Here is a 26,142-nt window from a genome sequence, read left to right on the forward strand (position 1 = left end):
GGCAACACGATGAGAAAAGCCCCGGCCTAAGCCGGGGCTTTTCATTTGGCGGCATCCAATATGCAGACCTTCTGGATACGTATTGCAGACGACGTTGCCGCTCGTCTCCCCGTGCTGATCACGCTGCTGATCCACACCGCTATGAAACAGCAGACACTGGCAGACGCGCTCCCATGATCCTGTAGCGGATGAATGGACTGAGCGAGATCGCCAAGATTCCTATTGAAAACAGGCACCAAATCGCGGGCATCTCGTTGGGGTCGTTGGTCAGGTTGGCTGCAAGGAACGGGCCGAACAGCGCATGAAAGAAAACAAATCGCCATGCGCCGTAAACCAGTGGCAGCAGAAAGACCGCCATCATATACGAGGGGAACTGAACAGGGATTCCGAAGTGTGAGGGAAGACCATTCAGGGGAACTTCCCATCCGATATGCCATTCACCGGACCTCAGGCACCAGGCCGGTCCGCACAACACTTCGCCGGACGTGCAGGTCCCAAATCCGTCGATTGGAACAAGCCTCAACACCAACAAAAACGATGCCGAAGCTGCCAGAATCCATACCCATCGGCGCATCTGCCTGGCGACTTCGAGAGGGGCTATCGCCATGGCGAAAGCGTTGATGAAAAGCGGTTGCACCGCGATATGCAGGTAGCTCAGGATGGTGATTGTCTGGTTGGCTCTGGTTCCACACTGGTCCACCACGGCGTAACCACCAGCCTGCAGGGCTTCCATCAGGGTAAAGAAGCCGATCGTAACCCAGATCGCTTTCGGCTCGCCCCGCTTGAGAGTCACTGCCGTTGCCACGCCACCGGCTGCAACCATCGCCACAGATGCCGTCGCGCTCCAACACATGCTCGTTATACCCTTTCACAAATGAGCCTGAACGCCGTGACCGGCCTGGGACACCTCCAGCACGCGGCTGCCTTTCTCTTACACAAGAACGCTGGCGGTATTACGCTGGCCCGCTTTGCGTTCACATCAGACATCAGGCGCCCCCTCGCCTGTCCTTCGATTGCCGCGCCGGTGTCGCGGACTGCCCGCAACGTGTCCGTCACGGGCCACCTTGTCCCGTTCGCGGATGCTTTACGAAACCGCCGCGATTGATCCTCCACGCGCGGAGACACCGATGCGATTGAGAAACTTGCTGATGTTCACCCGCGCCGCCCCTTCGTTCGCCTTCTTAAGACGCTCGACAGCGACAAATGCCTCAGAAAACTTGGCGGTGTATTCCGAAGAAATAGTCTCGTCGAACCGCATCCGTCCGTTGGCGTCGGTCAGAGTGTACCGAACCGTCATCGCAACCTTGAGGTCCAACCCGACGAGCGGCTGCTCAACACTCAGGATATCCGCGCGAAGAGAATACCTTCCACGATCTGAGTATAGCCCCGCTTGCCTGATTGAGGCCTCAAGCGCCTTCTGAAAATCTTCCTTGGATATTTCCGAGGTCCAGAGCGGGTTGGTCTCTTCGCCGCCATATCCGGAAACTGACGAGATGTTCTGCTTGTAAGGACTGGATGACGCCGCCGTAGCAATCTGCCCGGGCACCATGGCCGCTTGGTTCGCAGGCTCGGCGCAGCCCGCCAATGCTATGCCAAGAACGAGAAATCCCGCGACGGGCGGTCTAATCGGTAAAATTCGCATATTCCCTTTCCCCCTTATTGAACCTCTTTAACGGGACCGAGCGGGCCAAGGAGCCGCGCTTTGCCGAATAGAGGTGTCCCCATCAATGGAAAGAAAAGACAGGCGCAGAGTCCTTGATCGCGATCAATTCACGATGCGATTGACCGCTGGTCCCTGCCAGCGCTCCCCGCTGGACTTGGGCTGTACATGGGACATGGGCGCGTCGCCGAAACGCTCGGCGCGGCTAAAGGGATTAGGCATGCTGGCAGCTTGCCAATGTCTGCGATGCGCACGCTTGGCATCGCTAGCTTGGTGATAACTGGCCGGTGGCTGGGAGCAAGCACACCGGCCTGGTTTGCCACGTCAGTTCGCTGTCGTCGGATCGATAACCGACGAAATCGGCGTAATGCGATTTGCCGGAAACCCGCTCAGCTTGGCATGCTCGTGGATGGCGTCCTCGTCATCGGCAAGATAGACGCAAAATGTCTTGTTATCAGCGACATAGGAGTGTTCCCACTGAACTTTCGGCGAAAGCTTGGCCAAAGCATCGTTGGATGTTCGTGAGGCGTCGCGCAGCTGGCCGCGATCAAAGCTTCCGACGGTTGGGATCTCTCGCTCAATAACAAATCGACGCATATCATCCTTCCTTTCTCTGGCTGTCAGCCTTCGCAACTTCGGTGATTTGCAGATGCTGCCAGTACAAAGCGAGGACCGGGTAGTATAAAAAGAGAACCACCCCCAATACAGATTGTGTACTGGACCCAAAGGCCAAGCCTTCGTTAGGCTGAATTCCGGAGGAGTTTGCCCGATGAGCGTCAAGCCTTATGGACTGATCTGCCCGATATCACATGCCTGCGAAATCCTGGAACCACGCTGGACGATCCCGATCCTGACCGAGATGTGGGGCGGATCGACCAAGTTCAACGACATCAAGCGCGGGGTCGGCAGTATCTCACCAACCCTTTTGTCGAAACGTCTGAAGGAACTTGAGGCGCACGGGCTGGTCGAGAGGCTCGAGGACCGGGCGACCGGAGAGGTGCACTATGTGCGAACGCAACGTGCGATCGATCTGGAGCCCGCGCTGGACGCGCTTGGAAGCTGGGCCCAGTGCAACATCGAGGCACGACAGGCGCTCGAAAAACTCTCGGTCTCCAACCTGATGTGGCAGATGCGGAATTATTTCGACCTGGACGAACTGCCAAAGCGTCAGGTGGTCATTCAGTTCCGGTTCAGCGATCCGGGTCTTGAATATGATACATATTGGGTGCTTATCCGCCCCGGATTGCCGATAGAAATCTGTTCGTCGATCCCCGGCTTTGACGTTGACCTGTTCATCGAAACGGATCGGATTTCGATTTCTTCGATTTTGCTCGGGCGAACGACAATTCCCCGCGAGATTGAGACGGGCCGGCTCTTTCTGAGTGGTGACGCCCTTCTGGCACGGACCATGGATCGCTGGTTCTACCACCGCACCAAGGAAGATCCGGCCAAGGTGCTGAAACTGGAAAACGTGGCGCATCAGTGCCCTCGGCCCTAGGGCATTCGCGGTTCGGGACCCGGGTTCTTTCCGGGCTCAGAACCGTCATAAGATGATAGCTGTATGGCTCTGTCGTGATTTTCTTTTTGAGCCCAACGGCGCAATGCGGACAAACCCGACCTTGGCTGAATTCATGCTGGCAACTTCCTCACATTAATTGCGCAAAAGGTTTTTTTGATTTCTGTGGAGTTTGTCGGCACCCAACGTTAGTTGCACAAGAAACGGAATATTTTGGCCGCCAAAATGTCGCTGCATCCTGACTTCCCAAGCGTCGATGGAACCGTGAATTTGACCTCAAGCTGGTCAATCAAACTGTCTCAAGCGCACAGCAGAAGAGTAGAGGATGGCTCCTTTGTGCTTTGGCGTCCCAACTTTACTATCTGGATAAACATCTGGGAAAACATACACAATCAGTCGATCGAAAGCCGCCTCAAACGGATAGTGGCTGATGCCTCGCCCAATAGGTTCAATGAAACTTCAGAGTTCAAGAACCGATTTCACCTATTTACATATCGGCTCGAAGAAGAGAGCGACGGAGAGCCTGCGCCTTCCTACTATGGGCATGCTATCGGGCCGAATGACAGTGTCCAGCTTGCAATTTACTTCGATGACTTGAATGACGTTAATACCGCTTCGGAAATTCTGGAAAGCATACGTTTTGAGACCGCGGCTCATGGCAACTAAGGGCTCGTTCCAGACCTTAACTGCAAAGCAACCGCAGGTGTTAAAGTCGGGACAAAACCGCCAATAAACAGTAGGTTTTGAACGTCTGCATGTGGAAGTAAATCCCGACGAAGACCTGTGAGCAAAAGGCAAACCAAATGTTTCCGCTTCCCGAGTACACGATTGATATCCTCATCGTCCTTGTCATCGGGGCGTGCATGACACTCGCCCGCGCGGTTCTGGGACCGATAAGTTCACTACGTCCCGCGATTATCCTGTTCATTGGTCTGGTTTGGCCATGGCCGATTGCGATCATGAACGGCATCAACCATTACACGCTGACAGAGGCTTTCTTTTTTAGTGGATGGACTGTTGCAGCTCTTATTGTCGGGCTAGTCTTGGGTGCGATTGCGCATCGCGCGGCGAAACCCCTATTGGTCGGTGCGCTCGTGCTTTTTCCGTGGTTTGCCGGGACAGCTTTCGTGTTCGAACAGCAGCGGGTACCTGATCTCGCCTGCGCCAAACAGGTCGATTTTCGGATCGCGAGCCTAACCTTAACCGCGCCGCGTAGTCTTGGGCTGCAATCGGTGATCGGAGACGGATCACCTGAACAAGCGTGGGCGGGTGCATATGCGGAATGGGTCGGGGCGAAACCGGATGTTCGTGCGCTTTGTCGCTCATCGGATGGTGGGCGGGTGCCTGTCGAGGTTGCTCACATCTGGCTGCCGTTCGATTGGTTTGAGGAGGGTTTTGAAACTTCCTGCAGCGTCAACGCCGACCGCATTCCACCAGACGCGTACTGTGATGCGATGAAGCGCACATCACCCTCCGTGATCCAGCTTTACGCCCGCTCGGACGGAGAACCGAGGCCATCGTATGGCTACTTCGACACCAACTCCATCATAGAAGCGCGGTCCGATGGAGAGCGTGAGGGTTATCGCTGCACCAAGTTGGGGACGGAAAACAGCAACCGCGCTTGCACGATTTGGTTTAATCTCACCCCCGAGATACTTGCGGTTTCAACGGCACGTGTCGGGCCAAGGCAACATGGCGAGGACCCGCTTGCGGACACAGTGTATCTTGTCGATGCGATGATACGACGACTTAGCCTGGAATAGCGCACGCTCTTCAACCAATCCGGACATCCGCCTTAGTGCTAAGATGGGTTCTTTGGGCTCAGAGCAGACAAAAAGATGCAATGCAAACGCTCATGCTGCAAGGCCGTGCCATGCCCAAGAGGGTGCTACGACCGCACGCCTACGCCAAAACCTTAAGCCACTCCGCAATGCCACCGGGCAGTTCCGGGCGGAAATAGGCGATGATCCGGCCTTCCTCCGGCGTCTCCGCCCCGTTCTGCCAAGGGCTGATCCCGTGCAAGGCCAGTCGGTGGATCAGCACCGCCTCGCCCGGCCCGGCATGCAGCACCACGCGGGGACAGGTGGCAAAGACCTCGCGCCGGGCGGCATGATAGGCGTCGGTCACATCGACATCCGGCAAGTCTGCCTCGGCATGTCCAGCGAAGGCGTCGCGAAAGGCACGGGCCATGATCAGATGGCTGCCGTCCCAGACGACCGGCGGGCTCGCACCTTCGCTCGTCTCTGTCAGCGGCAGGCCGAGGATATAGGCATGCGGCTCACGCACCATCCGCCGCCTTTCGGGACCGACCGGCAGAAGGCCGTCGATATGGGCCGCGTCGCGGGTCAGACGATAGCTGTAGGCCGCAGCGCTTTCCGCCTCCCATGGCTGCGGATAGGCGGGATAGACTGCGGATAACTGCGCACGGTGGAGCGGCAGAATGCCGTATAGCGCCGCAATCGCGGACATGGCCGCACCCTCTAGCGCAACACCTCCGACCCGGCCCGCGGCATCATTCGGCAGAAGGTCGAGCCCGACATCCCATGTGCCGCCGCAACGCAGGGGCTCGGGGCTTTGCGCCAGTGCATCGCGCGCCAGCGGCAGCGCCGCCTTGGCCCAGCGCCCGAGTTCCGGATCGGGCCCGAACCGGGCCCAGCCCCGCGCCGCAAGCCCGGCTACCACCCTGCTGCCTTGCGCAGCATGTTGACCGCAACCAGCGCGAGGAAGACCGCGAAGACCCGCTTCAGCGGTTTTGGATCCATCGCATGGGCGAGCCTGACCCCCCATGGCGTCGTTATCAACGTCATGGCGATGATCACCACGAAAGCGGGCAGGTTGACGGCACCGATGGTATAGGGCGGCGCGCCGTCGACCTGCGTCAGAAGAAACCCGGCGACCGAAGGCACCGCGATCACCACGCCGAACCCCGCCGCCGTCGCCACCGCCCGGTGAATGGGCGTCGCGTAAAGGCTCATCAAGGGCACGCCGAAGGACCCGCCGCCGATACCCATAAGGACCGAAAGGAAGCCCACGAGCGGCGACAGCACCGCCCTGCCTGCCCCGATCGGCATGGCCGGCCCCAACCGCCATTCCGACCGACCGAGGCCGAGGTAGAAGGCCACGACCAGCGCCAGGCATCCAAAGATCGCCTGCAGCGCAGGCGTCCTGAGCTGCGCCACCGCAAGAACGCCGAGCACGGCGCCGATGGCAATCCCCGGCGCCCAGCCCTTCAGGATCGCCCAGTCGACCGCGCCCTTGCGGTTATGGGCCAGAACCGACCGGATCGAAGTAACGATGATGGTGGCAAGCGAGGTGGCAAGGCAGACCTGCATCAGGTCCGGCCCGTGATAGCCAAGCCCGGAAAAGGCGAAGAAGAAAGCGGGTACGAGGATGATCCCGCCCCCAACCCCCAGAAGCCCGGCGATCACGCCCGCGAAGGCCCCGATCGCCAGCAGCAAGGCCAGCATCGGCATAAGTTCCGCTAATCCCGGCATCCTGCGTCCCTTCCGCCTATTCCTGATGCCAGATATCCGCTTTGCCGGAAATTGGCCAGATCAGTTGACCGGAGTGGCCCGCAATCAGGACGCAAGCGCCAGCATCGGCTGAAGCGCCGCGTCGATCACCTCCAGCCCCGCACCCGGCCGGTTCGCGCGCTCGGACAACACGCGCCGCCAGCCGCGCGCGCCGGGCTGGCCGTGGAAGAGGCCCAGCATGTGGCGGGTGATCTGATGGAGCCGGCCGCCGGTTTCGAGATGGCGAGCGATATAGGGCCGCATCCGCTCCACCACCTCGAACCGGTCCGGCGCAGGCTGACCGCCAAAGATGCGGGCATCGGCCCCGGCCAGCACCTCATAAGGCTCGTGATAGGCGGCGCGCCCGATCATCACCCCGTCGAGCCCCTCGGCAAGGAACGCCTCGGCCTGATCCAGCGTGGTGATCCCGCCATTGACCGAGATATGCAGATGCGGAAAGGCGCGTTTCATCGCCACGACCAGCGGATAGTTCAAGGGCGGGATATCGCGGTTCTCCTTAGGGCTCAGGCCCTGAAGCCAGGCCTTGCGGGCATGGATCTGAAACCGCGAGACACCGGCCGCCGATACGGTCTCGAGAAAGGCGGGCAGCACCTCCTCCGGCACCTGATCATCGACCCCGATGCGGCATTTGACCGTGACCTCGACAGGCGAGGCCGCGATCATCGCAGCCACACACTCGGCCACAAGCGTCGGTCGCTCCATCAGCACCGCGCCGAAACATCCCGACTGCACCCGGTCCGACGGACATCCGACATTGAGGTTGATCTCGTCATAGCCGAAATCGCCCGCGATCCGCACCGCCTCGGCGAGTTCCGCAGGCTCCGATCCGCCAAGCTGGAGGGCCACAGGATGTTCCGCCGCATCGAACCCGAGAAGCCGCGACCGGTCGCCATGGATCACCGCAGGCGCCGTGACCATTTCGGTGTAAAGCAGGGCGTCACGCGACATGAGCCTGTGAAAATAGCGGCAATGACGGTCCGTCCAATCCATCATGGGTGCGATGGACAGACGCGCCGCGCGCCGGACCTTCGCGTCCTCAGGATTGCTGCCGATCTTCGCCGTCGTCATCATTCCCATCTTTCCGTCGGACCGACGTCCCAACCTCCCCGACGCCGCACGACGCGGCATCGAAAGCGGCTCATAGCATCATTGCCAAGGGGAACGCCACCGCGACGGCGAGCATTGCCCGGACCGGTGCCTCCTGCATAAGCAATGAAAAACGCGCAGGCCGAAGCCCGCGCGTTCCCCTCGCACTTGAGGCAGGGCTTATTGCAGCGCCTTGTCGGTGATCGCATGGGTCCAGGCGCCCTCAGGTGCCTTGGAGATCACAGGATCGGACCCGCCGGCCAGCAATGTCGCCACCGTGCGTTCGTAATCCGCCGGGTCGAGCGCGCCATTGGAACCGGCCGTCAGCTTGGCAATCTCGCCCATCATGCGCTTCTGATGACCTTCGGTCTGGGCACCCGTCTCGTCATTGTCGAGAACGATCATCGCCGCCTCGTCCGGGTTCTCCTCGGCCCATTTCCAGCCCTTCATGCTGGCCCGGACAAAGCGCACCATCTTGTCCTCAAAGGCCGGATCGGCGAGATTTTCTTCGAGCACGTAAAGCCCGTCCTCCATCGTCGCCACGCCCTCGTCCTGATACTTGAAGGTGATAAGGTCGTCCGGGCTGATCCCGGCATCGATCACCTGCCAGTATTCATTATAGGTCATGGTGGAGATGCAGGCCGCCTGCTTCTGGAGAAGCGGATCGACGTTGAATCCCTGCTTCAGCACCTCGACGCCATCCGCACCCCCGGTGGTCGGGATGCCGAGCGTCGCCATCCACGACAGGAACGGATATTCATTGCCGAAGAACCAGACGCCCAGCGTCTTGCCCTTGAAATCCTCAGGGCCAGCGACGCCCGATTCCTTCAGACAGGTCAGCATCATGCCCGACGACTTGAAGGGCTGCGCGATGTTCACCAAGGGCAGGCCCTTTTCCCGCGCGGCGAGTGCTGCGGGCATCCATTCGACGGTCACATCGGCCCCGCCGCCGGCGATCACCTGTGTCGGCGCGATATCCGGGCCGCCCGGCAGGATCGTGACGTTCAGGTCTTCTTCGTCGTAGAAGCCCTGCTCCTTGGCGACGTAATAGCCCGCGAACTGGGCCTGCGTGACCCATTTCAGCTGTAGCGTCACATCGTCCGCCGCCCATCCTGCGCCCGCCATCAGGCTCAGCGCCATCGCGCTTGTCATAAGTCTTTTCATTGTCACATCCTCCTTGTTGTCGTTACCGCCCTCTTTGCGAGGGATGCCAGAAAGTGGCCGCGCGTTCGAGCGTTGCCACCAAACCGTAAAATGCCGAACCGGCCAGGGCCGCGACGGCAATCTCCGCCCAAACCATGTCGAGCGCAAGCTGTCCCACGGCGGTGGAGATGCGGAACCCCATCCCCTTGATGGGCGAGCCGAAAAATTCAGCGACGATGGCGCCGATCAGGGCAAGCGTGGTCGCAATCTTCAGCCCGTTGAAGATGAAGGGCATCGCCGCAGGCAGGCGCAGCTTCATCAAGGTCTGCCAGTAGCTCGCCGAATAGGTCGCCATCAGGTCGCGCTGCATCCGGTCGGTGGCGGCAAGCCCCGCTACCGTGTTCACGAGGACGGGGAAGAAGACCATGACGACGACCACAGCCGCCTTCGACTGCCAGTCGAAGCCGAACCACATCACAAGGATCGGCGCGATGCCGACGATGGGGAGCGCGGCCACGAAATTGCCGACAGGCAAAAGGCCCCGCTGCAGGAAGGGCGAGCGGTCGATGAGGATCGCCGTCAGCACCGCCGACCCGCAGCCGATCAGATAGCCCGACAGCGCCCCTTTGAGGATCGTCTGCACGAAATCGCCCCAGAGGATCGGGACGGAGGATTTGAGCGTCCCCCAGATCACCGAGGGCGCTGGCAGGATCACGCCGGGCACATTGAGCCCCCGCACGATGCCCTCCCAGAGAATGAGCAGCGTCACGCCGAAAAGTGCGGGCACAAAGAGCCTGACCGCCCTGGTCTTCGCGACCGGCTGCCGCGCAAGCCAGGCATTGAAGCCCCAGGCCGCCAGCCAGAAGAGTATCGCGCCCCAAAGCCAGCTCATCGCGCCATCCCCATCTGCCGAAGCGTCGCCCGCTCAATCACCCCGATGATCACGACGAGCCCCGCCGCCAGCGTCGCGGCGGCGAAAAGCGCGGCCCAGATCTGAACGGTCTGGCCGTAATAGCTGCCCTGCAACAACCGCGCGCCCAGCCCCGCGACGGCGCCCGAAGGCAGCTCGGCAACGATCGTGCCGACGACGGCGGCGGCAACGGCCACTTTCAGCGAGGCGAAGAGATAGGGCATGGAGGCGGGAAGACGAAGCTTCCAGAACGTCTGCCCGCGCGACGCGTTATAGGTCGACAAGAGATCAAGCTGCATCCCGTCGGGGCTCCTCAGCCCCTTCACCATGCCGACAACGACGGGAAAGAAGGTCAGATAGGCCGCGATCACCGCCTTGGAAAAGAGGGGCGGCACATTCAACGGCGGCCCGCCCAGCACCACGATCACCATCGGCGCAATGGCAAGGATCGGCACGGTCTGGCTGGCAATCGCCCAGGGCATCACCGACATGTCCATCGCCCTGTCATGCACGATGCCGACAGCCAAAAGAACACCCAAACCAGTGCCGATGGCAAAGCCCAGCATCGTGGCGGAAAAGGTGATCCAGCCATGATAGACAAGGCTGCGCTTCGAGGTGATCTTCTGCCCCGCCACGCCTTGCCAGAGGCCCTGAGCCACCTGATGCGGCGCGGGCAGAACAGGCCGCTCCTGTGCCATCGTGTCGGCAACCATCTCGGAGAACGAAATCCCCACCCCGGCACGTGCCGCCTGATCGTAACTCCACTGACTGTTCAGCCAGACCGTCGCCGCATACCAGAGCGTAATAATGGCGGCGACCACGGTAAGGATGGGCAGAAGCGACCTCATGCCCCGCCATCCTTCTTCTGTTCCAAAATACTCTCGGGGGGAGTCCCCGATGCAATCGGGGACTGGGGGGCAGACAGCCCCCCGTCTGCGGTCGCATCCGTCCCGACGCCTGCCATACGCATGCCATACGTTTTGCCGACGCTCTGCAGACGGGTTTCAGACCTCATCGCCATGCCCCGCCCTCAGCCCCTCGCGCACGCGATGGGCGATCTCGATGAATTCCTTTGAATCCCGGATATCGAGCGGCCGTTCCTTCGGTAGCGGGCTTTCAATCACATCGGTGATCCGCCCCGGACGGGGCGACATCACCACGATCTTGGTCGACAGATAAACCGCCTCGGGGATCGAATGGGTGACGAACCCGATGGTCTTTTCGGTCCGCGCCCAGAGCTTCAGGACCTCCTCGTTCAGCTTGTCGCGCACGATTTCATCTAGCGCGCCGAAAGGCTCGTCCATCAGAAGGATATCGGCGTCGAAGGCCAGCGCCCGGGCGATGGAGGCGCGCTGCTGCATGCCGCCCGAAAGCTGCCAGGGGAACTTCTTGCCAAAGCCCTCCAGATCGACAAGCGCCAGCACCTTTTCCACCCGCGCCACCTGCTCGGCACGTGAAAACCCCATTATTTCAAGGGGAAGCCTGATGTTTCCGGCGATGGTCCGCCACGGGTAAAGCCCCGCCGCCTGAAACACATACCCATAGGCCCGCGCCTGCCGCGCGGCATCGGAGCTCATCCCGTTGACGGTCAATGTCCCTTCCGTCGGATGCTCCAAAGCCGCGATGGCGCGCAGGAAGGTTGTTTTGCCGCAACCCGACGGGCCGATGAACGACACGAAATCGCCCTTCTCGACCGTCAGGTTCACATCCTTCAGGGCATGAACCGGGCCGTCACCCGTCTGGAACGTCAGTCCCAGCCCCTTCGCCTCGATCACCGGCCCCGACATGTCCGTCGTATCCTTCACGTCCACATCCCTTCATTCGACGCTGAATTTCTCCGGTTTCTGTCGTATGTTTCGCCATCAAACGCAGGAGAGACAGCATGGCAGAGTGCCGAAAAATCAGCCCTACCGACCGCTATACCGGCAAACAGGGTTTCACCTATGATGCTGGAATCGCACGAGAAAACGTCGGTTCGGCGGCGATCTGCATGCATCTTCTGACGATCCCTCCGGGGGGCCGGGCGAAGGCGCATATGCATGAAAGCCACGAAACCGCGATCTTCCAGATTTCCGGCCATGCGGTAATGTATTGGGGGGATCAGCTTCAGCACCGGATGGAAACCGATGCCGGCGACATGATCTATATCCCGGCGGGCATGCCCCACCTGCCCCTTAACCCGGGGCCCGAGCCGTGCACGGCCGTCATTGCGCGGACCGATCCGAACGAGCAGGAAAGCGTCGTCCTGATGCCCGAGCTTGAAGCGCTGGTCCCCTCGTGACACTCAAACCCCCGAGGCCGGTATGCCGGTCCGCTGCACGGGACGGGGCGAGGTTAGTTCCTTCCAGCTCGACAGCGCCTTGTTGACCGGGTTCCCGGCCTCGCGGCGGACGAATTCGCCATGCCCCTCGCGGGTCTCGACCTTGCCGTCATTCACCGCGACCATACCGCGCGTCAGCGTGTAGCGCGGCAGGCCCTTGACCTCGTGGCCTTCGAAGACGTTGTAGTCGATGGCCGATTGCTGCGACTTTGCGCTGATCGTCTTCGTGCGCTCCGGGTCCCAGACCACCAGATCGGCATCCGCGCCCACAAGAACCGCGCCCTTTTTCGGGTAGCAATTCAATATCTTGGCGATGTTTGTTGAAGTGACAGCCACGAATTCGTTCGGTGTCAGGCGGCCGGTATTCACACCATGGGTCCAGAGCATCGGCATCCGGTCCTCCAGCCCCCCCGTCCCGTTCGGGATCTTGGTGAAATCGCCGACGCCAAAGCGCTTCTGATCAGTGGTAAACGCACAGTGATCGGTGGCGACGACCGAGAGTGAGCCCGACTGAAGCCCGGCCCAGAGGCTGTCCTGATGCTTCTTGTTACGGAAGGGAGGCGACATGACGCGGCGGGCGGCGTGGTCCCAGTCCTTGTTGAAATACTCGGATTCGTCCAGCGTCAGGTGCTGGATCAGCGGCTCGCCCCAAACGCGCTTGCCCTGCATCCGCGCCCGGCGGATGGCCTCATGCGCATCCTCGCAGGAGGTGTGCACCACGTAAAGCGGCACCCCCGCCATATCGGCGATCATGATGGCGCGGTTTGTGGCCTCGCCCTCCACCTGCGGCGGGCGGGAATAGGCGTGGGCCTCCGGCCCCACATTGCCGTCGGCCAGCAGTTTCGCGGAGAGTTCCGCCACCACATCGCCGTTCTCGGCATGGACAAGCGCGATGCCGCCCAGTTCCGCGAGCCGCTTAAAGGAGGCATACATCTCATCGTCATTGACCATCAAGGCACCCTTATAGGCCATGAAATGCTTGAAGGTGGTGATGCCCTCCTTCTCGATCACGGTCTTCATCTCGTCAAAGACCTGCTCGCCCCACCAGGTCACGGCCATGTGGTAGCTGTAGTCGCAATTCGCCCGGCCCGACTTGTTGTGCCACATCTGAAGCGCGTCATGCAGCCCCTGCCCAGGCGAGGGCAGCGCGAAGTCGACGACCATGGTCGTGCCCCCCGCCAAGGCGGCGCGGGTGCCGCTTTCGAAATCGTCAGTGGAATAGGTGCCCATGAAGGGCATTTCCAGATGTGTATGGGGATCGATCCCCCCCGGCATGACATAGCAGCCGGTGGCGTCCAACTCCTTGTCACCCTTCAGGTTTTCTCCGATCTGGGCGATCCTGCCGCCCTCGATCAGCACATCCGCCTTGTAGGTCAGATCGGCGGTGACGATGGTGCCGTTCTTGATGACTGTGGTCATTGGTTCCCCCTGAACTGCATTTTCTGACTAGCCAGAGCAACCTCATTTCCCAAGATGAATGCATTCATAATAGGAACACGAGCGCCATGGCACCGAACACTGACGACTTCGAGCGCGAGCTCCATCGCCTTCTTCAACAAGGCACCGAGCTTGGATTCACGGCAGTAGAAATCACGGCAGGCAATCTTCATCGAAACTTGGGATCGTATCCCGGAGTAGATCATCGAATGCCCAGTTGTTGCGACGCAATGCGTCGCGCAATTGCAGATGGAGACCAAGAACTTCCGAACAAACTTGTTCGGAACGGAGCAAGCTACACCGTGCGCTATAGACTGCCTAGACATTAGGCATCACCCCACGACCTCCGCCGTTTCCAGCACCGCGTGCAACAGCACATCCGTGCCCGCCGCCGCCCATTCCGGGCTGATCTCCTCGGCCTCGTTGTGGGAAAGGCCATCGACGCAGGGACACATAATCATTGCCGTGGGGGCGACGTCGTTGATCCAGCAGGCGTCGTGGCCCGCGCCCGAGACGATGTCCATGTGGCTGTAGCCCAGCCGTTCCGCCGCAGACCGCACGGCCTTCACGCAGGTCTCGTTGAAGGCGGGCGGGTCGAACTGGCCGACGATCTTGCACTCGAATTCGACGCCGATATCGACGCAAAGCTTCGGCGCGCGCTCCATGAACTCCGCGACCATGGCGTTCAGCTTGTCGAGGATATGGGTCCGCATGTCGACGGTGAAGACGACCTTGCCGGGGATGATGTTGCGGCTGTTCGGATAGACGTCGATATGGCCGATCGCGCCCACCGCGTTCGGCTGGTTCTTCATCGCGATCTCATGCACAAGTTCCGTCACCAGCGCCAACCCCCGCCCGGCGTTCTTGCGCATATGCATGGGGGTGGAGCCGGTGTGGCTTTCCTTGCCCGTCACCGTACATTCGATCCAGCGCAGGCCCTGCCCGTGGGTGACGACGCCGATATCCTTGTGCTCGGCCTCAAGGATCGGGCCTTGTTCGATATGCAGCTCAAAGAGCGCGTGCATCTTGCGGTCACCGACCTTTTCGTCGCCGACCCAGCCGATCCGCTTCAGCTCATCGCCGAATTTCTTGCCGTCGTGATCCTCGCGGTCATAGGCAAAGTCCTGCGTGTGTTTGCCCGCGAAGACACCGGAGGCGAGCATGGCGGGGGCGAAGCGGGTCCCCTCCTCGTTCGTCCAGTTCACCACGACAATCGGGTGTCTGGTCTTGATGCCAAGGTCGTTCATCGTGCGCACCGCTTCAAGCGCGCCCAGAACGCCCAGAACGCCGTCATACTTGCCGCCCGTCGGCTGGGTGTCGAGGTGAGAGCCCATATAGACCGGCAGCGCGTCCGGGTCCTCACCCGCCCGCGTGGCGAACATATTGCCCATCGTGTCGACGCCCATGGTCATGCCCGCCGCCTCGCACCAGCGCTTGAACAGGTGCCGCCCCTCGCTGTCGGCGTCGGTAAGCGTCTGGCGGTTGTTGCCGCCCGCGATGCCGGGGCCGATCTTTGCCATCTCCATCAGGCTGTCCCAAAGGCGCGCGGGGTCGATCCTGAGATTCTCTCCGGGGGCTGGCATCGTCATCCTCCTGTCGGTCGTGTGCCCTGAGGTCTTCATGCCCCTTGCAGCGACTCGTTTTCTGACCGTATGGTCAAGGTTGAGAGCAACACAACCTGACCAACCGGTCAACAAATTTCTTCGGGGACGATGGCAGAGCCGATCCGACTGTCCAAACGAGACGCCGCGCGGCGGGAAAACGAGGCGCGTATTCTCGCCGCCGCCGAGAAGGTCTTCGCCGAGGCCGGGTTCGGGGGGGCCACGATGCAGCTGATCGCCGACATGGCGGGGCTGCCCAAGGCCAATCTGCACTACTATTTTGCCACGAAGGAAGAGCTTTATCGCAAGGTGGTGCAACAGATTTTCGAGATCTGGCTGCATGCCGCCGACAGTTTCGACAACGCCCCCGGCCCGGTCGAGGGGATCGGGGCCTATATCGACGCCAAGATGGACATTTCACGCAAGCATCCGTTCGGGTCCAAGGTCTGGGCGAGCGAGGTGATGCACGGGGCGCCGGTGATCCAGGATTATCTGGAAACCACGCTGCGCGACTGGACCAAGGGGCGTGCGGACGTGATCCAGCGCTGGGTGGACGAGGGCAAGATGGCCCCGGTCGATCCGCGCCATCTGCTCTACATGCTCTGGGCCACGACCCAGCACTACGCCGATTTCGGCCACCAGATCGAGACGCTGAACGGCGGCAAGCCACTCTCGGACCGGCAGTGGAAAGAGGCGAAGGAAAGCGTGAAGACCATCATCCTACGGGGTATCGGGGCGATCTGACCCCAAGACGCGCTCTACCTCGTCGCCAACGACGCCTCACCGCGCAGGATTGCCCGGATAAGCGCGCATCCATCCTGTTCGGATTGAAAGAGCTGCCAGGCATTGTTGGCAAAGACCCTTGGCGCCATCGCATAAATCCCAAGGTTGACCAGGCCGCGCGATCCCTGCGGTTTGACGGGGTCGGCCGCCAACAATCTGGCGCGGGCTGTCTCGCCGTAGGACTCCATCTCGAATACCGCTGCAATGAACTCATGATCCGCCGGCCGGATGGCGTGTTCGCCGGATTCGCTCGCAACAAGGGCATGAGCGAACTCATGTGCGACGATGCCACGGAAGACTGTCTCGGCCGCAAGCTCCCGTCGCGCATCTTCCTCGTTTATCAGGTCGGCGTAGCTCGCGGGATCGGCCACTTCCAAACATTGATTACGGGAATCGTAATATCCAAGGCATTCGCCATATTGTGGATGGCGCGCCGAGGGAACGACGCGCACCGTGATCGCTTCGGACGTGGACACATCACAAGAAGCCCAGGCGTTGACTGCCGCGCCAATCGCGTTGCAGGTCGTTTCCCGCATCTCAGGCGTGGGCGCCTCGACCAGCGCTTCCACACGATTGCAGCGAAACGGCTCTGCCCGCGCGGCCGGTGCGCCAGCAGAGAAGCAGGCAAACAACAAGAGCGCTGTGACTGCGAAAGCCACCGGGCTGCCCGGTGTTCTATGAATTGACGCGAGCCCCATTACCACACCCCCAAAACCCGCTGCCGAAGCGATGTCAGCTAGGCTCTTTTAACAAATTACAACTTGACCATTGTTGCAACCTTGACAATCTTCGACCCCCAAGCCTGAGGGACAGAGGCACTTTTGGCTATTTTGAGGTACAATCCACGCAATTTGCAGGTCTTTCACGGCGGGCGTGCGCGACTGCTCTACGAGTTGATCGGCTGGCGATTTCGAGATGCCGTACATCTTCGTTTCATGAACTACGGCTACGCACCCGCTGATCAGGCTGCCTCGCCCGAGCTTCTGCCCGATGACGAGGCAGAGCGATATCCCGCCCAACTATATCATGCCGTGGCCAGCCAGGTATCGCTGAACGGCGCGAGCGTGCTCGATGCCGGGTGCGGACGTGGCGGTGGAGCGTCCCATGTTCACCGTTATCTCGGCCCGGCCGAAACTGTGGGTTGCGATCTTGCCCATCAAGCCATTGCCTTCTGTAACCGTGTGCATGGGGGCGTCGACGGACTGACTTTCCGTCAAGGTGACGCCATGGCTCTGCCCTTTCCTGACGACCGCTTCGATGCCGTCGTGAACGTTGAAAGCGCGCATTGCTATCCTGACCGGGTAGGATTCTTCACCGAGGCATTCCGCGTCCTTCGGCCGGGTGGCGAGTTTCTCTTCACCGATTTCACGCCGCCCCGTGTCGCGCCCGGTGACGAACGCACGAGGATCTTGGCCGAACTGGCACAAGTCGGGTTCAACTTACCCAAAGTGACAGACATCACGGAATGCATCGTAAGGGGGCTTGACCGTGACGATGCTCGTCGAACGCGGGAAATCCGGGCACGGTTCCCGCTCGGGACGCGATCCCTTGCGCGGCTCTGGGCCGGGACGAAGGGATCGTGGATTTATCGTGACTTCGTCGAGGGACGCCGCGCCTACCTGATGTATTGCGCCACAAAACCGGCGGTCCCGGAACCGGTTGCCGAACCCGTGCGTCACTTCAGCTCCACCTCGACGAAGCTCATGGAGCCGGAACCGGCATTGATGACATTGTGCTCGACCCCCGCCGCACGGCGATAGGCGGTGCCTGCCGGAACGGTCACCCGACGCGTCGCGCCGCCCGGTTCTTCCATAAGCATCTCGCAATCGGTGACGGCGGTGATGACATAGTCGAACCCGTGACGGTGCCAGCCGGTTTCGGCGCCCGGCGCAAAGTCGAACCGGGTGACACGCACACGGGCATCGTCGATAATTTCGGTGGCCGTGCAGGGCGCTCTGTCCAAGGCGGTTCTCCTTGTCGTCATGCGGTTGGAATTCGCGTTTGACCTCCCGGTCAAAATCAAGCTAGCAGGAAAGGACCGGATAGGGGAGAGCCAGAGCGTGGCCAATGGAAAGGCGGCGGAGCGTCCGCTGACTCGCATTCAGCAGAAGAACCGCCAGACGATCCTCGACGCGGCGCTCGACGTCTTTTCCCAGAATGGTTTTCGCGGCTCCACACTCGACCAGATCGCCGAAGTGGCGGGGCTGTCCAAGCCGAACCTGCTTTACTATTTCCCGTCCAAGGAAGCGATCCATGCCGAGCTTTTGTCTCTCCTGCTCGACACATGGCTCGATCCGCTCAGGGCGCTCGACCCCGAGGGCGAGCCGGTCACGGAAATCATGGATTACGTCCGGCGCAAGCTGGAACTCAGCCGCGACTTCCCCCGCGAGAGCCGCCTTTTCGCCAATGAGATCCTTCAGGGCGCGCCGCGGATCATGGAGGCGCTGGAAGGCGAGTTGAAGGCGCTGGTTGACGAGAAGGCCAATACTCTCCGGGACTGGGCCGCGGCGGGACGCATCGCCGATCTGCCGCCGCATCACCTGATCTTCTCGATCTGGGCACTGACCCAGCATTACGCCGATTTCGACGTTCAGGTCCGCGCCGTTCTCGGCCCGGGCCATGATCCCTATGCCGAAGCCGACGCCTTTCTGGAAACGCTGTTTCGCAAACTGCTTGCCCCCTAGGAAGAGACACAACCCGACCAAGACCAGTGCTGACGAACCGGGCGACGCCATCGCCGGATCAGACGACCGGTTCGGCCTTTCCGGCAATCACGAGTTTCAGGTGCGCGCGAAGACTGTCGTCTGACAAAACACAGCGATTACTGGTCCTATTGCTGCGGGCGACTGATCGTGCCGCCGCCAATGGCTGCTTTCACCCCGGTGGTTCCGGGGCACGAGGTGGGCAGACCGCGCCGGACGCGGGCGGCGAGATAGGCGAAAGCCTGCGCCTCCAGCATGTCGCCATTCAGCCCCACAGCCTCGACCGGATCGACGGGCAGATCGAGCGCGACGGCGAGGCCCGCCATGATCACCGGATTGTGCCGCCCGCCGCCGGTCACCAGCACGCGCGAGACAGGTTTGGGGAAATGCTCGGCGCCGCGCGCGACCGACACCGCGACCGCTGCCGTCAGCGTCGCCGCCCCGTCCTCGACCGAAAGCCCCTCCACGGCGCTTTTCAGCGCCGGGAACCCGTCCCGGTCGAGCGATTTTGGCGGCATCTTGTAGAAATAGGGATGGGTCAGGAACTGCGACACCGCCGCCTCGTCCACCTTCCCCTTCGCCGCAAGCCTGCCGCCTTCGTCGCAACTGGCCCCGGTCCGCGATGACACCAGATCGTCAATGGGCGCATTGGCCGGACCGGTATCGAAGGCAAGGCAGGCGCCCGGCAGGTCGGGCTTTGCAAGCCGCGGATCGAGCCAGGTCAAATTTCCAACACCGCCGAGATTGAGAAAGGCGATGGGCTCCTCCGCCCGGATCCACTTGGCACAGGCGAAGTGGAAGAAGGGGGCAAGCGGCGCGCCCTGCCCGCCAAGCTGCACATCGGCAGAACGGAAATCCCAGACAACGGGCAGACCCAGCGCCTCGGCCAGAACCGCACCGTCGCCGGCCTGATGCGTGCCCCGCCCGCCGGGATCATGGGCCAACGTCTGGCCGTGGAACCCCGCCAAAGCCGCCCCTTCGGTCAGGCCCGACATCAGTTCGATATGGGCGTGTTCCACCACACGCGCCGCCGCATCCACCCCGTCCTCGCCGGGCCAGCGGCCAAGGGCCGCGCGCAACACCGCGCGTTCGGGTCCCGAATAGGGCCGGTAGGCGTGATGGCCGAAGCCAAAGATGCTCTCGCCATCGGTCTTGACGAGTGCGGCATCCACCCCGTCCAGCGAGGTGCCCGACATCGCGCCCAGAACCCAGATCGCTTCGGCCTTCTTCATGCCCTTCCCCTCGGCCTCGCCCCCCGATATATGCGGGTGCGGATGAGAATGGACGATACCGCGATGACCTACCACCCGAAATCCGATTTCATGCGCGTGATGATGGAGCGTGGCTTTCTTGCCGACTGCACCGATTATCAGGGGCTGGACGAGGCTTTGGCCAAGGGCGTCGTGCCCGCCTATATCGGCTTTGACGCGACGGCGAAGTCGTTGCATGTCGGATCGCTCATCCAGATCATGATGCTTCGGTGGCTTCAGAAGACCGGCCACAAGCCGCTCGTATTGATGGGCGGCGGCACGACCAAGGTCGGCGACCCGTCGTTCCGCGCCGAGGAACGGCCGCTGCTGACGCCCGCCCAGATCGACGACAATATAGCCGGGATCAAGAGGGTCTTCGCCGCCTATGTCACCTTCGGCGAAGGCGCGACCGACGCCCTGATGCTGAACAATGCCGAATGGCTCGACGAACTCAACTACCTCGACTTCCTGCGCGATATCGGGCGGCATTTCTCGGTCAACCGGATGCTGTCCTTTGAATCGGTGAAATCGAGACTCGACCGGGAACAGTCGCTGTCGTTCCTGGAATTCAACTACATGATCCTGCAGGCCTACGACTTCCTTGAGCTCAACCGGCGCTACGGCTGCCTGTTGCAGATGGGCGGATCGGATCAGTGGGGCAATATCGTCAACGGTATCGACCTGACGCGCCGCGTGCTGGACGCCGAGATCTATGGCCTGACGTCGCCTCTGCTGACAACCAGCGACGGCAAGAAGATGGGCAAGAGCCAGTCGGGTGCGATCTGGCTGAACTCGGATATGCTCTCGCCCTACGAATTCTGGCAGTTCTGGCGCAATACGACCGATGCCGATGTCGGCCGCTTCCTGAAGCTTTACACCGAACTGCCGATTGAGGAATGCGACCGGCTCGGCGCGCTGGAAGGGTCGGAGATCAATCAGGCCAAGATCGTGCTGGCCAACGAGGTCACCAAGCTGGCCCATGGGGCCGAGGCTGCTACCGCCGCTGAGGCGACCGCGCGCGAGGTCTTCGAAAAGGGCGGCGTGGGCGATGACCTGCCGACCCTGACGCTTTCGGCAGGTGACGTTGCAGACGGGATCAGCCTGGCCCAGCTTTTTGTGCGCTCGGGCCTTGCCAAATCCGGCAAGGACGCGAAACGTCTGATCGCCGAGGGCGGCGCGCGGGTGAACGATGACCTCGCCACAGATGCGGGCCAGATCTTCGGCGCGGGCGATTTTGCCGATGCCGTGAAACTGACGGCGGGCAAGAAACGCCACGCCCTCGTGGTCATCGGGTGACAGGCACCGCCGACCAGCGACCCGGACGGATCGCGGCGCTTGATATCGCCCGCACCGTCGCGCTGATCGGCATGGCCATCTACCATTTCACCTACGATCTGGAGATGTTCGGCCATCTCTCCCCCGGCACCGCCGTCACCGGCTTCTGGGCCATCTTCGCGCGCCTCGTCGCGGGCAGTTTCCTGTTCCTCGCCGGTATCAGCCTCTGGCTCGCCCATGCACAGGGCATCCGCTGGCGTCCGTTTGTCCGCCGCGTCGCGGTGATTGCGGGCGCAGCGCTCATCGTCACCATCGGTACAAGGATCGCGCTGCCACAAACGTTCGTCTTCTTCGGCATCCTCCATTCCATCGCGACGGCGAGCGTCATCGGCCTTCTCTTCCTGCGCCTGCCCGCCGCCATCACCCTCGCCGCGGCCGCCGGCGTCTTTGCCATCTCCCACCTGCCGCACAATCCTGCCTTCGACGCCCCCCTCCTCTGGCCGCTCGGTCTCTCGACCAATGCGCGCCCCGCCATCGACTACGTGCCGCTCTTCCCCTGGCTCGCCCCCTTCCTCGCGGGCCTTGCGCTCGCCAAATTGGGCACAAGATCCGGGCTCTGGTCCCACCTCACGCATCACAGCGAACCTAGCCCCCTCGCCTGGCCCGGTCGCCACAGCCTTGCGATCTACCTGATCCACCAGCCGGTGCTGATCGGCCTCGTCTGGGCCGCCACGCAGATCATGCTCTGATCCACTTTCTGTCCGAAAATACTCCCGCCGGAGGCGATCCGAGGAGGAGGCCGGAGGGCCGACGACGAGATAAAATCTCGCGCCGCAGGCGCTCAATTTAAAAACACCTACTTGCCCAACATCCATTGCCCATCAGGATGGAAGGCATGGAAAGCGAAGGCAAAGATCACATCATGGACCAGATCCCGGCCGGTCGCCGTGTCCTTCACCCGGATATTGCCCACATCGCGGCCTTCAGCAATCCGGGCACGGTCCAGGGCGGAAGCCTGCCCGGCAGTCCAGTCGATGATCACCCCACCTTCCTCCAGCCGTCCGGCCTCTGCCACGCGTTCCAGCGGCCAGCCCCGGTTGCCCACCCGTACGATCCGCGACAGGGGCTCGATCGCATGGGGTGGCATTTCACCGGAATAGAGCAAGGGTTTGGCCAGACCGTCATAGCCGACATAGGGGTTCTGACCATAACGCCGGGGCCAGTCGGGTTCCGCCATCACCAGACCATCCGGGTTGCGGGCACGGAAGGCACCCCAGCTTTCCATCCAGCCCGGAAGCTGCACCAGAGTCTTGCCGGTCATCTCCCCGACGATCCCCTCGCCCAAAGCCTGCTGCCACCAGCTTTCGGTCTGACGGTCATACATGATCATGTCAGAGTGGCGCAGTTTGCCCGACACACCGAAGCTCAGGACCTGCCCATCGAGCCGCCGGTCGAAGATCATCCCGGCATTGCACAAGGGGCAGAAGGTCACCGCGACCGGTATGCCCGCCACCTCGTCGTTCATGATCTCATGCCAGGTCAGATAGCGGATCGGCCAGGCCCGCGCCTCCGTACCGTCCAACTCCAGCACCATGACCGGCTCGGCATCGGCAAGCCGGGTTTCGGAACTGACCGGGATCATCTCCACATCGTCAAGCGCCGGAATGCCGTCCTTCGGCGGGCCGCCGGACAGGATTTCCTCAAATGGCACTGCAGCACGGGAGAAATCGGTCTTCGGCCACTCACCGCGCCAGAGTTCCGGCGAAGCCAGAAGCGGAGTGGCCAGCACGAGGCCAACGACGAAGATCAAAAGATGGCGAGCATGGAACATGACAACCCCCGCCCGCGATGGTGGCGCGGACGGGGGTGTTAGACCAGCCCCCGGGGCGGGCATCTCACCCGAAGGTGAAGAGATGTGTTACTTGACGACCGTCACCTTCACCATCCGGTCGGGCTCTGCAACCTTACCGTTCAGATCGGGCTCGCCCTTCCGGATCGCATCGACGACCTCCATCCCCGACACGACCTTGCCGAAGACCGTGTACTGACCGTTCAGGAAGCTGCCTTCGGCGAACATGATGAAGAACTGCGAATTCGCGCTGTCGGGATTGCCCGCCCGCGCCATGCCGACGGTGCCGCGCTGGAACGGCAGCTTGGAAAACTCGGCCGGCACGTTCTCCAGATCGGACCTGCCGGTTCCAGCGGCGGAAATGTCACCGCCATATTTGCCGAACTTCACGTCGCCGGTCTGGGCCATGAACCCGTCGATCACCCGGTGAAAGACGACATCGTCATAGGCGCCGCTCTCGGCCAGTTCGACGATCCGGGCGACATGCTGCGGCGCGACTTCCGGCAGAAGGTCGATGACGACCGCGCCGTTGGCCTCCCCAGCCACCTCGATCACCAGATTCGGCCCCGGCCCGTCCTCGGTCGAGACCTCTCCGGTCGTGTTGCGCATGTAAAGGAAGGCAGCCGCGCCAATCGCAACCACCCCGACCGCCATGGCGCCGAGAAAGACGCGCGTATCAGACATCCGCCGCGACCTTGACCGAGATCATCCGGTCAGGGTTCGCAGGCGGTTCGCCGCGCTGGATTTTGTCGACATGCTCCATGCCCGACACCACACGTCCATAGACCGTGTACTGCCCGTTAAGGAAGTGGTTGTCCTTGAAGTTGATGAAGAACTGGCTGTTGGCCGAGTTCGGATTGGCAGACCGCGCAGCGCCCAGAGTGCCCCGGTCATGCGGCAGCTTGGAAAACTCCGCCGGAAGGTCCGGCAGGTCCGATCCACCGGTGCCGGAGCGGCCGGGATTGTAGTTCTGTTCCATATTGGCGTGCTGCACGTCGCCGGTCTGGGCCATGAAGCCCTCGATCACTCGGTGGAAAGCCACGTTGTCGTAATGACCGCCGCGCGCGAGGTCTTTCATACGCTGGGAATGCTTCGGCGCCACGTCGGGCAGAAGCTCGATCACCACATCGCCGTCCTTCAGCGTCATGATGATGGTGTTTTCGGGATCCTTGATCTCGGCCATGTCGGTCTCCTTGACTGTTGCGGGGGAACCTAGTGCGGGCGGACGCCCAAGAAAAGGGCAAAGCGCGCGTGTCGGTTGACCTTCGCCTATGGTTCGGGCGATCTGGCGGATAAATCGTCAATTCGACCCGCCCGCCCGAAAGGATTCGCCCGATGAGCTGGAAAACCCTCGACGACATGGACTTCAACGGCAAGGTCGCCCTCGTCCGGGTCGATATCAACGTGCCGGTAGAAGCGGGCCGCGTCACCGACGCGACCCGCATCGAAAAGATCGTGCCGACCGTGAAGGCCATTCAGGAAAAGGGCGGCAAGGTCGTGCTGCTCGCCCATTTCGGCCGCCCCAAGGGGCAGGTCGTGCCGGAAATGAGCCTTCGGGTGACCTTGCCCGCGCTGGAAGCGGCGCTCGGCCAGAAAGTCGCCTTCGCCGAGGATTGCATCGGCGGCCCGGCCAAGAAAGCCGTCGCGGCGATGGCGCCGGGCGACGTTCTCCTTCTGGAAAACACCCGGTTCCATGCGGGCGAGGAAAAGAATGACCCGGCGATGGCCGCCTCGCTCGCGGCGCTTGGGCAGGTCTATGTCAATGACGCGTTCTCGGCCGCGCACCGGGCCCATGCCTCGACCGAGGGCATCGCGCATCTGATGGCCTCCTGCGCGGGGCGGCTGATGGCGGCGGAACTGAAGGCGCTGGACGCCGCCCTTGGTGATCCCGTTCGGCCCGTCGTGGCGGTCGTCGGCGGGGCCAAGGTCTCGACCAAGCTCGACCTTCTCGGCAACCTTGTTGAAAAGGTCAACCATCTGGTGATCGGCGGCGGAATGGCCAATACCTTCCTTGTCGCGCAGGGGATCGAGGTCGGTGCGTCCTTGGCCGAGCGCGACATGGCTGACACCGCCCGCGCGATCCTTGCCAAGGCGGAAGAAGAAGGCTGCGCCATCCACCTGCCGACCGATGTCGTGGTCGCGCGGGAATTCAAGGCGGGTGCGGCGAACGAAACAGTCGCTGTCGATGCTTGTCCCGCAGATGCGATGATCCTCGATGCCGGTCCAGAGACGGTCGCCGCCATCGCTGATGTCTTCACCGCCTGCCGGACGCTGATCTGGAACGGCCCCCTTGGCGCCTTCGAGATCGAGCCCTTCGATGCCGCGACCAACGCCGCGGCGGCCAAGGCGGCGGAGCTGACTAAGGCGGGCCACCTGACCTCCGTCGCCGGTGGCGGGGATACGGTGTCAGCGCTGAACAAGGCCGGTGTCGCCGGAGATTTCAGCTATATCTCCACCGCAGGCGGCGCGTTCCTGGAATGGATGGAGGGCAAGACCCTTCCCGGCGTCGCAGCCCTTGACTGATCTCGTCCGCACCCGCCCGGCGCGCCCCGATGATGCCGGGGCGATGTGCGCGATTCTCAACGCGATCATCGCAAAGGGCGGAACAACGGCCCATCAAAGACCGTTTGACGAAGCACGGATGCTGGCGCATTACATCCGCCCGCCGCGCCTGATTTCCTGCACCGTGGCCGAGGATGCGGGTCGCCTTCTGGGCTTTCAGCACCTCGAATGGTGCGATCCCGACTGGCCCGGTCCGGGAAAGCTGCCCGCCGATTGGGCGGTCATTGCAAGTTTCGTCGCCGACGGCGAGCAGGGTCGTGGCATCGGCAAGGCGCTGTGGTCCGTAACCCGGATCGCTGCCGAGACTGCAGGCGTCCGCACGATCGACGCGACCATTCGAACCGATAACACCGCAGGGCTCAGATACTATAGCGGGAGCGGGTTTGCCGATTACGACCGGCTCGTCGCGCTGCCGTTGCGGGATGGAACCAGGGTGGACCGGCAGCGCAAGCGTTTCGACCTGCCGCCCCGGGGGTAAGGTGGGTTTGAACCCACCTTACCGGGCAAGTCAAAAT

The 26,142-nt window shown here is 61.9% G+C and carries 30 protein-coding genes; 12 read left to right on the forward strand and 18 right to left on the reverse strand.

From position 1 onward, the window contains the following. Window positions 1-139 precede the first annotated feature (139 nt). From OEZ71_RS02715 to OEZ71_RS02725, 3 genes are all read right to left on the reverse strand, one after another. Window positions 140-823: a DUF5765 domain-containing protein gene (locus OEZ71_RS02715; RefSeq protein WP_263738986.1), complete on the reverse strand. Its 684-nt coding sequence runs from the start codon at window positions 821-823 to the stop codon at window positions 140-142. A gap of 261 nt (window positions 824-1,084) precedes the next feature. Continuing rightward, window positions 1,085-1,585, reverse strand: a complete 501-nt coding sequence (locus OEZ71_RS02720; protein ID WP_263738386.1) for a hypothetical protein — start codon at window positions 1,583-1,585, stop codon at window positions 1,085-1,087. Window positions 1,586-1,984: 399 nt separating this feature from the next. Beyond that, the gene (locus OEZ71_RS02725) at window positions 1,985-2,257 is read right to left on the reverse strand and encodes a DUF4242 domain-containing protein (RefSeq protein ID WP_263738387.1); all 273 of its coding nucleotides are present in this window, start codon (window positions 2,255-2,257) and stop codon (window positions 1,985-1,987) included. Between the two features lie 172 nt (window positions 2,258-2,429). Between OEZ71_RS02725 and OEZ71_RS02730 the strand changes: the two genes are divergently transcribed. From OEZ71_RS02730 to OEZ71_RS02740, 3 genes are all read left to right on the forward strand, one after another. Then, window positions 2,430-3,158 (forward strand): winged helix-turn-helix transcriptional regulator, encoded by a 729-nt coding sequence (locus OEZ71_RS02730; RefSeq protein ID WP_263738388.1) that lies wholly within the window; start codon window positions 2,430-2,432, stop codon window positions 3,156-3,158. 210 nt (window positions 3,159-3,368) lie between these two features. Beyond that, the gene (locus OEZ71_RS02735; protein ID WP_263738389.1) at window positions 3,369-3,842 is read left to right on the forward strand and encodes a hypothetical protein; all 474 of its coding nucleotides are present in this window, start codon (window positions 3,369-3,371) and stop codon (window positions 3,840-3,842) included. Between the two features lie 137 nt (window positions 3,843-3,979). After that, window positions 3,980-4,939 carry a hypothetical protein gene (locus OEZ71_RS02740; protein ID WP_263738390.1) on the forward strand — a complete coding sequence of 320 codons (960 nt, stop codon included), beginning with the start codon at window positions 3,980-3,982 and terminating at the stop codon, window positions 4,937-4,939. Window positions 4,940-5,078: 139 nt separating this feature from the next. Here OEZ71_RS02740 and OEZ71_RS02745 read toward each other — a convergent pair whose 3' ends face one another. The 7 genes from OEZ71_RS02745 to OEZ71_RS02775 all read right to left on the reverse strand — a co-directional run bounded on the left by OEZ71_RS02745 (window position 5,079) and on the right by OEZ71_RS02775 (window position 11,635). After that, entirely contained in the window at window positions 5,079-5,858 is a 780-nt protein-coding gene (locus OEZ71_RS02745) for a hypothetical protein (protein ID WP_263738391.1), read from the reverse strand. After that, window positions 5,852-6,670 (reverse strand): sulfite exporter TauE/SafE family protein, encoded by an 819-nt coding sequence (locus OEZ71_RS02750; RefSeq protein ID WP_263738392.1) that lies wholly within the window; start codon window positions 6,668-6,670, stop codon window positions 5,852-5,854. Before OEZ71_RS02750 ends, OEZ71_RS02745 begins: the two co-directional genes overlap by 7 nt. Before the next feature lie 84 nt (window positions 6,671-6,754). Further along, on the reverse strand, window positions 6,755-7,777 hold the full coding sequence (dusA, locus tag OEZ71_RS02755) for a tRNA dihydrouridine(20/20a) synthase DusA (RefSeq protein ID WP_263738393.1): 1,023 nt from the start codon (window positions 7,775-7,777) through the stop codon (window positions 6,755-6,757). A gap of 198 nt (window positions 7,778-7,975) precedes the next feature. Then, window positions 7,976-8,959 carry an ABC transporter substrate-binding protein gene (locus tag OEZ71_RS02760; RefSeq protein ID WP_263738394.1) on the reverse strand — a complete coding sequence of 328 codons (984 nt, stop codon included), beginning with the start codon at window positions 8,957-8,959 and terminating at the stop codon, window positions 7,976-7,978. A gap of 22 nt (window positions 8,960-8,981) precedes the next feature. After that, a complete protein-coding gene (locus OEZ71_RS02765; protein WP_263738395.1) occupies window positions 8,982-9,830 on the reverse strand; it encodes an ABC transporter permease in 849 nt (282 codons plus the stop codon). Beyond that, window positions 9,827-10,696, reverse strand: a complete 870-nt coding sequence (locus OEZ71_RS02770) for an ABC transporter permease (protein WP_263738396.1) — start codon at window positions 10,694-10,696, stop codon at window positions 9,827-9,829. Before OEZ71_RS02770 ends, OEZ71_RS02765 begins: the two co-directional genes overlap by 4 nt. Window positions 10,697-10,852: 156 nt before the next feature. Beyond that, window positions 10,853-11,635: an ABC transporter ATP-binding protein gene (locus OEZ71_RS02775; RefSeq protein WP_263738987.1), complete on the reverse strand. Its 783-nt coding sequence runs from the start codon at window positions 11,633-11,635 to the stop codon at window positions 10,853-10,855. Between the two features lie 95 nt (window positions 11,636-11,730). On the opposite strand from OEZ71_RS02775, the gene OEZ71_RS02780 reads away from it, so the two are divergent. Next, a complete protein-coding gene (locus OEZ71_RS02780) occupies window positions 11,731-12,129 on the forward strand; it encodes a cupin domain-containing protein (protein WP_263738397.1) in 399 nt (132 codons plus the stop codon). A 3-nt stretch (window positions 12,130-12,132) separates the two neighbouring features. Here OEZ71_RS02780 and hydA read toward each other — a convergent pair whose 3' ends face one another. Both hydA and OEZ71_RS02790 read right to left on the reverse strand, forming a co-directional pair. Beyond that, window positions 12,133-13,587: a dihydropyrimidinase gene (gene hydA / locus OEZ71_RS02785; protein WP_263738398.1), complete on the reverse strand. Its 1,455-nt coding sequence runs from the start codon at window positions 13,585-13,587 to the stop codon at window positions 12,133-12,135. A 350-nt stretch (window positions 13,588-13,937) separates the two neighbouring features. Beyond that, window positions 13,938-15,188: a Zn-dependent hydrolase gene (locus OEZ71_RS02790; protein WP_263738399.1), complete on the reverse strand. Its 1,251-nt coding sequence runs from the start codon at window positions 15,186-15,188 to the stop codon at window positions 13,938-13,940. A 129-nt stretch (window positions 15,189-15,317) separates the two neighbouring features. Between OEZ71_RS02790 and OEZ71_RS02795 the strand changes: the two genes are divergently transcribed. Next, entirely contained in the window at window positions 15,318-15,950 is a 633-nt protein-coding gene (locus OEZ71_RS02795) for a TetR/AcrR family transcriptional regulator (protein ID WP_263738401.1), read from the forward strand. Window positions 15,951-15,964: 14 nt separating this feature from the next. Here OEZ71_RS02795 and OEZ71_RS02800 read toward each other — a convergent pair whose 3' ends face one another. Further along, complete coding sequence (locus OEZ71_RS02800) at window positions 15,965-16,648, reverse strand: DUF6639 family protein (RefSeq protein ID WP_263738402.1); 684 nt, start codon at window positions 16,646-16,648, stop codon at window positions 15,965-15,967. A 276-nt stretch (window positions 16,649-16,924) separates the two neighbouring features. Between OEZ71_RS02800 and OEZ71_RS02805 the strand changes: the two genes are divergently transcribed. Then, a complete protein-coding gene (locus OEZ71_RS02805; protein ID WP_263738403.1) occupies window positions 16,925-17,749 on the forward strand; it encodes a class I SAM-dependent methyltransferase in 825 nt (274 codons plus the stop codon). Here OEZ71_RS02805 and OEZ71_RS02810 read toward each other — a convergent pair. After that, window positions 17,665-17,952, reverse strand: coding sequence for a cupin domain-containing protein (locus OEZ71_RS02810; RefSeq protein WP_263738404.1), 288 nt, complete (start codon window positions 17,950-17,952; stop codon window positions 17,665-17,667). The two genes, OEZ71_RS02805 and OEZ71_RS02810, sit on opposite strands and share 85 nt — an antisense overlap. A 97-nt stretch (window positions 17,953-18,049) precedes the next feature. On the opposite strand from OEZ71_RS02810, the gene OEZ71_RS02815 reads away from it, so the two are divergent. Beyond that, window positions 18,050-18,673: a TetR family transcriptional regulator C-terminal domain-containing protein gene (locus OEZ71_RS02815; protein ID WP_263738405.1), complete on the forward strand. Its 624-nt coding sequence runs from the start codon at window positions 18,050-18,052 to the stop codon at window positions 18,671-18,673. After that, window positions 18,663-18,797: a hypothetical protein gene (locus OEZ71_RS02820; protein ID WP_263738406.1), complete on the forward strand. Its 135-nt coding sequence runs from the start codon at window positions 18,663-18,665 to the stop codon at window positions 18,795-18,797. Before OEZ71_RS02815 ends, OEZ71_RS02820 begins: the two co-directional genes overlap by 11 nt. A 22-nt stretch (window positions 18,798-18,819) precedes the next feature. On the opposite strand, the gene OEZ71_RS02825 is transcribed toward OEZ71_RS02820, so the two are convergent. Next, window positions 18,820-19,923, reverse strand: a complete 1,104-nt coding sequence (locus OEZ71_RS02825) for an anhydro-N-acetylmuramic acid kinase (RefSeq protein ID WP_263738407.1) — start codon at window positions 19,921-19,923, stop codon at window positions 18,820-18,822. Window positions 19,924-19,986: 63 nt separating this feature from the next. On the opposite strand from OEZ71_RS02825, the gene tyrS reads away from it, so the two are divergent. Further along, window positions 19,987-21,237, forward strand: coding sequence for a tyrosine--tRNA ligase (gene tyrS, locus OEZ71_RS02830; RefSeq protein WP_263738988.1), 1,251 nt, complete (start codon window positions 19,987-19,989; stop codon window positions 21,235-21,237). Further along, complete coding sequence (locus tag OEZ71_RS02835; protein WP_263738408.1) at window positions 21,234-21,965, forward strand: heparan-alpha-glucosaminide N-acetyltransferase; 732 nt, start codon at window positions 21,234-21,236, stop codon at window positions 21,963-21,965. The genes tyrS and OEZ71_RS02835 overlap by 4 nt, the downstream gene beginning before the upstream one ends. 107 nt (window positions 21,966-22,072) lie before the next feature. On the opposite strand, the gene OEZ71_RS02840 is transcribed toward OEZ71_RS02835, so the two are convergent. From OEZ71_RS02840 to OEZ71_RS02850, 3 genes are all read right to left on the reverse strand, one after another. Then, window positions 22,073-23,047 carry a DUF3179 domain-containing protein gene (locus OEZ71_RS02840; protein ID WP_263738409.1) on the reverse strand — a complete coding sequence of 325 codons (975 nt, stop codon included), beginning with the start codon at window positions 23,045-23,047 and terminating at the stop codon, window positions 22,073-22,075. A gap of 87 nt (window positions 23,048-23,134) precedes the next feature. Then, window positions 23,135-23,749 carry a peptidylprolyl isomerase gene (locus OEZ71_RS02845; protein WP_263738410.1) on the reverse strand — a complete coding sequence of 205 codons (615 nt, stop codon included), beginning with the start codon at window positions 23,747-23,749 and terminating at the stop codon, window positions 23,135-23,137. Further along, window positions 23,742-24,248, reverse strand: coding sequence for a peptidylprolyl isomerase (locus OEZ71_RS02850; protein ID WP_263738411.1), 507 nt, complete (start codon window positions 24,246-24,248; stop codon window positions 23,742-23,744). Before OEZ71_RS02850 ends, OEZ71_RS02845 begins: the two co-directional genes overlap by 8 nt. Window positions 24,249-24,400: 152 nt before the next feature. On the opposite strand from OEZ71_RS02850, the gene OEZ71_RS02855 reads away from it, so the two are divergent. Both OEZ71_RS02855 and OEZ71_RS02860 read left to right on the forward strand, forming a co-directional pair. Next, the gene (locus tag OEZ71_RS02855) at window positions 24,401-25,588 is read left to right on the forward strand and encodes a phosphoglycerate kinase (RefSeq protein ID WP_263738412.1); all 1,188 of its coding nucleotides are present in this window, start codon (window positions 24,401-24,403) and stop codon (window positions 25,586-25,588) included. After that, window positions 25,581-26,105 carry a GNAT family N-acetyltransferase gene (locus OEZ71_RS02860; protein WP_263738413.1) on the forward strand — a complete coding sequence of 175 codons (525 nt, stop codon included), beginning with the start codon at window positions 25,581-25,583 and terminating at the stop codon, window positions 26,103-26,105. Before OEZ71_RS02855 ends, OEZ71_RS02860 begins: the two co-directional genes overlap by 8 nt. Window positions 26,106-26,142 lie beyond the last annotated feature (37 nt).

Origin of the sequence: Albidovulum litorale, from assembly GCF_025751495.1 — a bacterium.
Classification (GTDB): Bacteria; Pseudomonadota; Alphaproteobacteria; order Rhodobacterales; family Rhodobacteraceae; genus Albidovulum; species Albidovulum litorale.

Coding starts and splice junctions, on each gene's coding strand:
- OEZ71_RS02775 (WP_263738987.1), bottom strand. CDS start 11,635: ATGTCGGGGCCGGTGATCGAGGCGAAGGGGCTGGGACTGACGTTCCAG.
- OEZ71_RS02780 (WP_263738397.1), top strand. CDS start 11,731: ATGGCAGAGTGCCGAAAAATCAGCCCTACCGACCGCTATACCGGCAAA.
- OEZ71_RS02790 (WP_263738399.1), bottom strand. CDS start 15,188: ATGCCAGCCCCCGGAGAGAATCTCAGGATCGACCCCGCGCGCCTTTGG.
- OEZ71_RS02850 (WP_263738411.1), bottom strand. CDS start 24,248: ATGGCCGAGATCAAGGATCCCGAAAACACCATCATCATGACGCTGAAG.
- OEZ71_RS02805 (WP_263738403.1), top strand. CDS start 16,925: ATGAACTACGGCTACGCACCCGCTGATCAGGCTGCCTCGCCCGAGCTT.
- tyrS (WP_263738988.1), top strand. CDS start 19,987: ATGACCTACCACCCGAAATCCGATTTCATGCGCGTGATGATGGAGCGT.
- OEZ71_RS02730 (WP_263738388.1), top strand. CDS start 2,430: ATGAGCGTCAAGCCTTATGGACTGATCTGCCCGATATCACATGCCTGC.
- hydA (WP_263738398.1), bottom strand. CDS start 13,587: ATGACCACAGTCATCAAGAACGGCACCATCGTCACCGCCGATCTGACC.
- OEZ71_RS02740 (WP_263738390.1), top strand. CDS start 3,980: ATGTTTCCGCTTCCCGAGTACACGATTGATATCCTCATCGTCCTTGTC.
- OEZ71_RS02770 (WP_263738396.1), bottom strand. CDS start 10,696: ATGAGGTCGCTTCTGCCCATCCTTACCGTGGTCGCCGCCATTATTACG.
- OEZ71_RS02725 (WP_263738387.1), bottom strand. CDS start 2,257: ATGCGTCGATTTGTTATTGAGCGAGAGATCCCAACCGTCGGAAGCTTT.
- OEZ71_RS02750 (WP_263738392.1), bottom strand. CDS start 6,670: ATGCCGGGATTAGCGGAACTTATGCCGATGCTGGCCTTGCTGCTGGCG.
- OEZ71_RS02855 (WP_263738412.1), top strand. CDS start 24,401: ATGAGCTGGAAAACCCTCGACGACATGGACTTCAACGGCAAGGTCGCC.
- OEZ71_RS02845 (WP_263738410.1), bottom strand. CDS start 23,749: ATGTCTGATACGCGCGTCTTTCTCGGCGCCATGGCGGTCGGGGTGGTT.
- OEZ71_RS02840 (WP_263738409.1), bottom strand. CDS start 23,047: ATGTTCCATGCTCGCCATCTTTTGATCTTCGTCGTTGGCCTCGTGCTG.
- dusA (WP_263738393.1), bottom strand. CDS start 7,777: ATGACGACGGCGAAGATCGGCAGCAATCCTGAGGACGCGAAGGTCCGG.
- OEZ71_RS02765 (WP_263738395.1), bottom strand. CDS start 9,830: ATGAGCTGGCTTTGGGGCGCGATACTCTTCTGGCTGGCGGCCTGGGGC.
- OEZ71_RS02795 (WP_263738401.1), top strand. CDS start 15,318: ATGGCAGAGCCGATCCGACTGTCCAAACGAGACGCCGCGCGGCGGGAA.
- OEZ71_RS02715 (WP_263738986.1), bottom strand. CDS start 823: ATGGTTGCAGCCGGTGGCGTGGCAACGGCAGTGACTCTCAAGCGGGGC.
- OEZ71_RS02825 (WP_263738407.1), bottom strand. CDS start 19,923: ATGAAGAAGGCCGAAGCGATCTGGGTTCTGGGCGCGATGTCGGGCACC.
- OEZ71_RS02760 (WP_263738394.1), bottom strand. CDS start 8,959: ATGAAAAGACTTATGACAAGCGCGATGGCGCTGAGCCTGATGGCGGGC.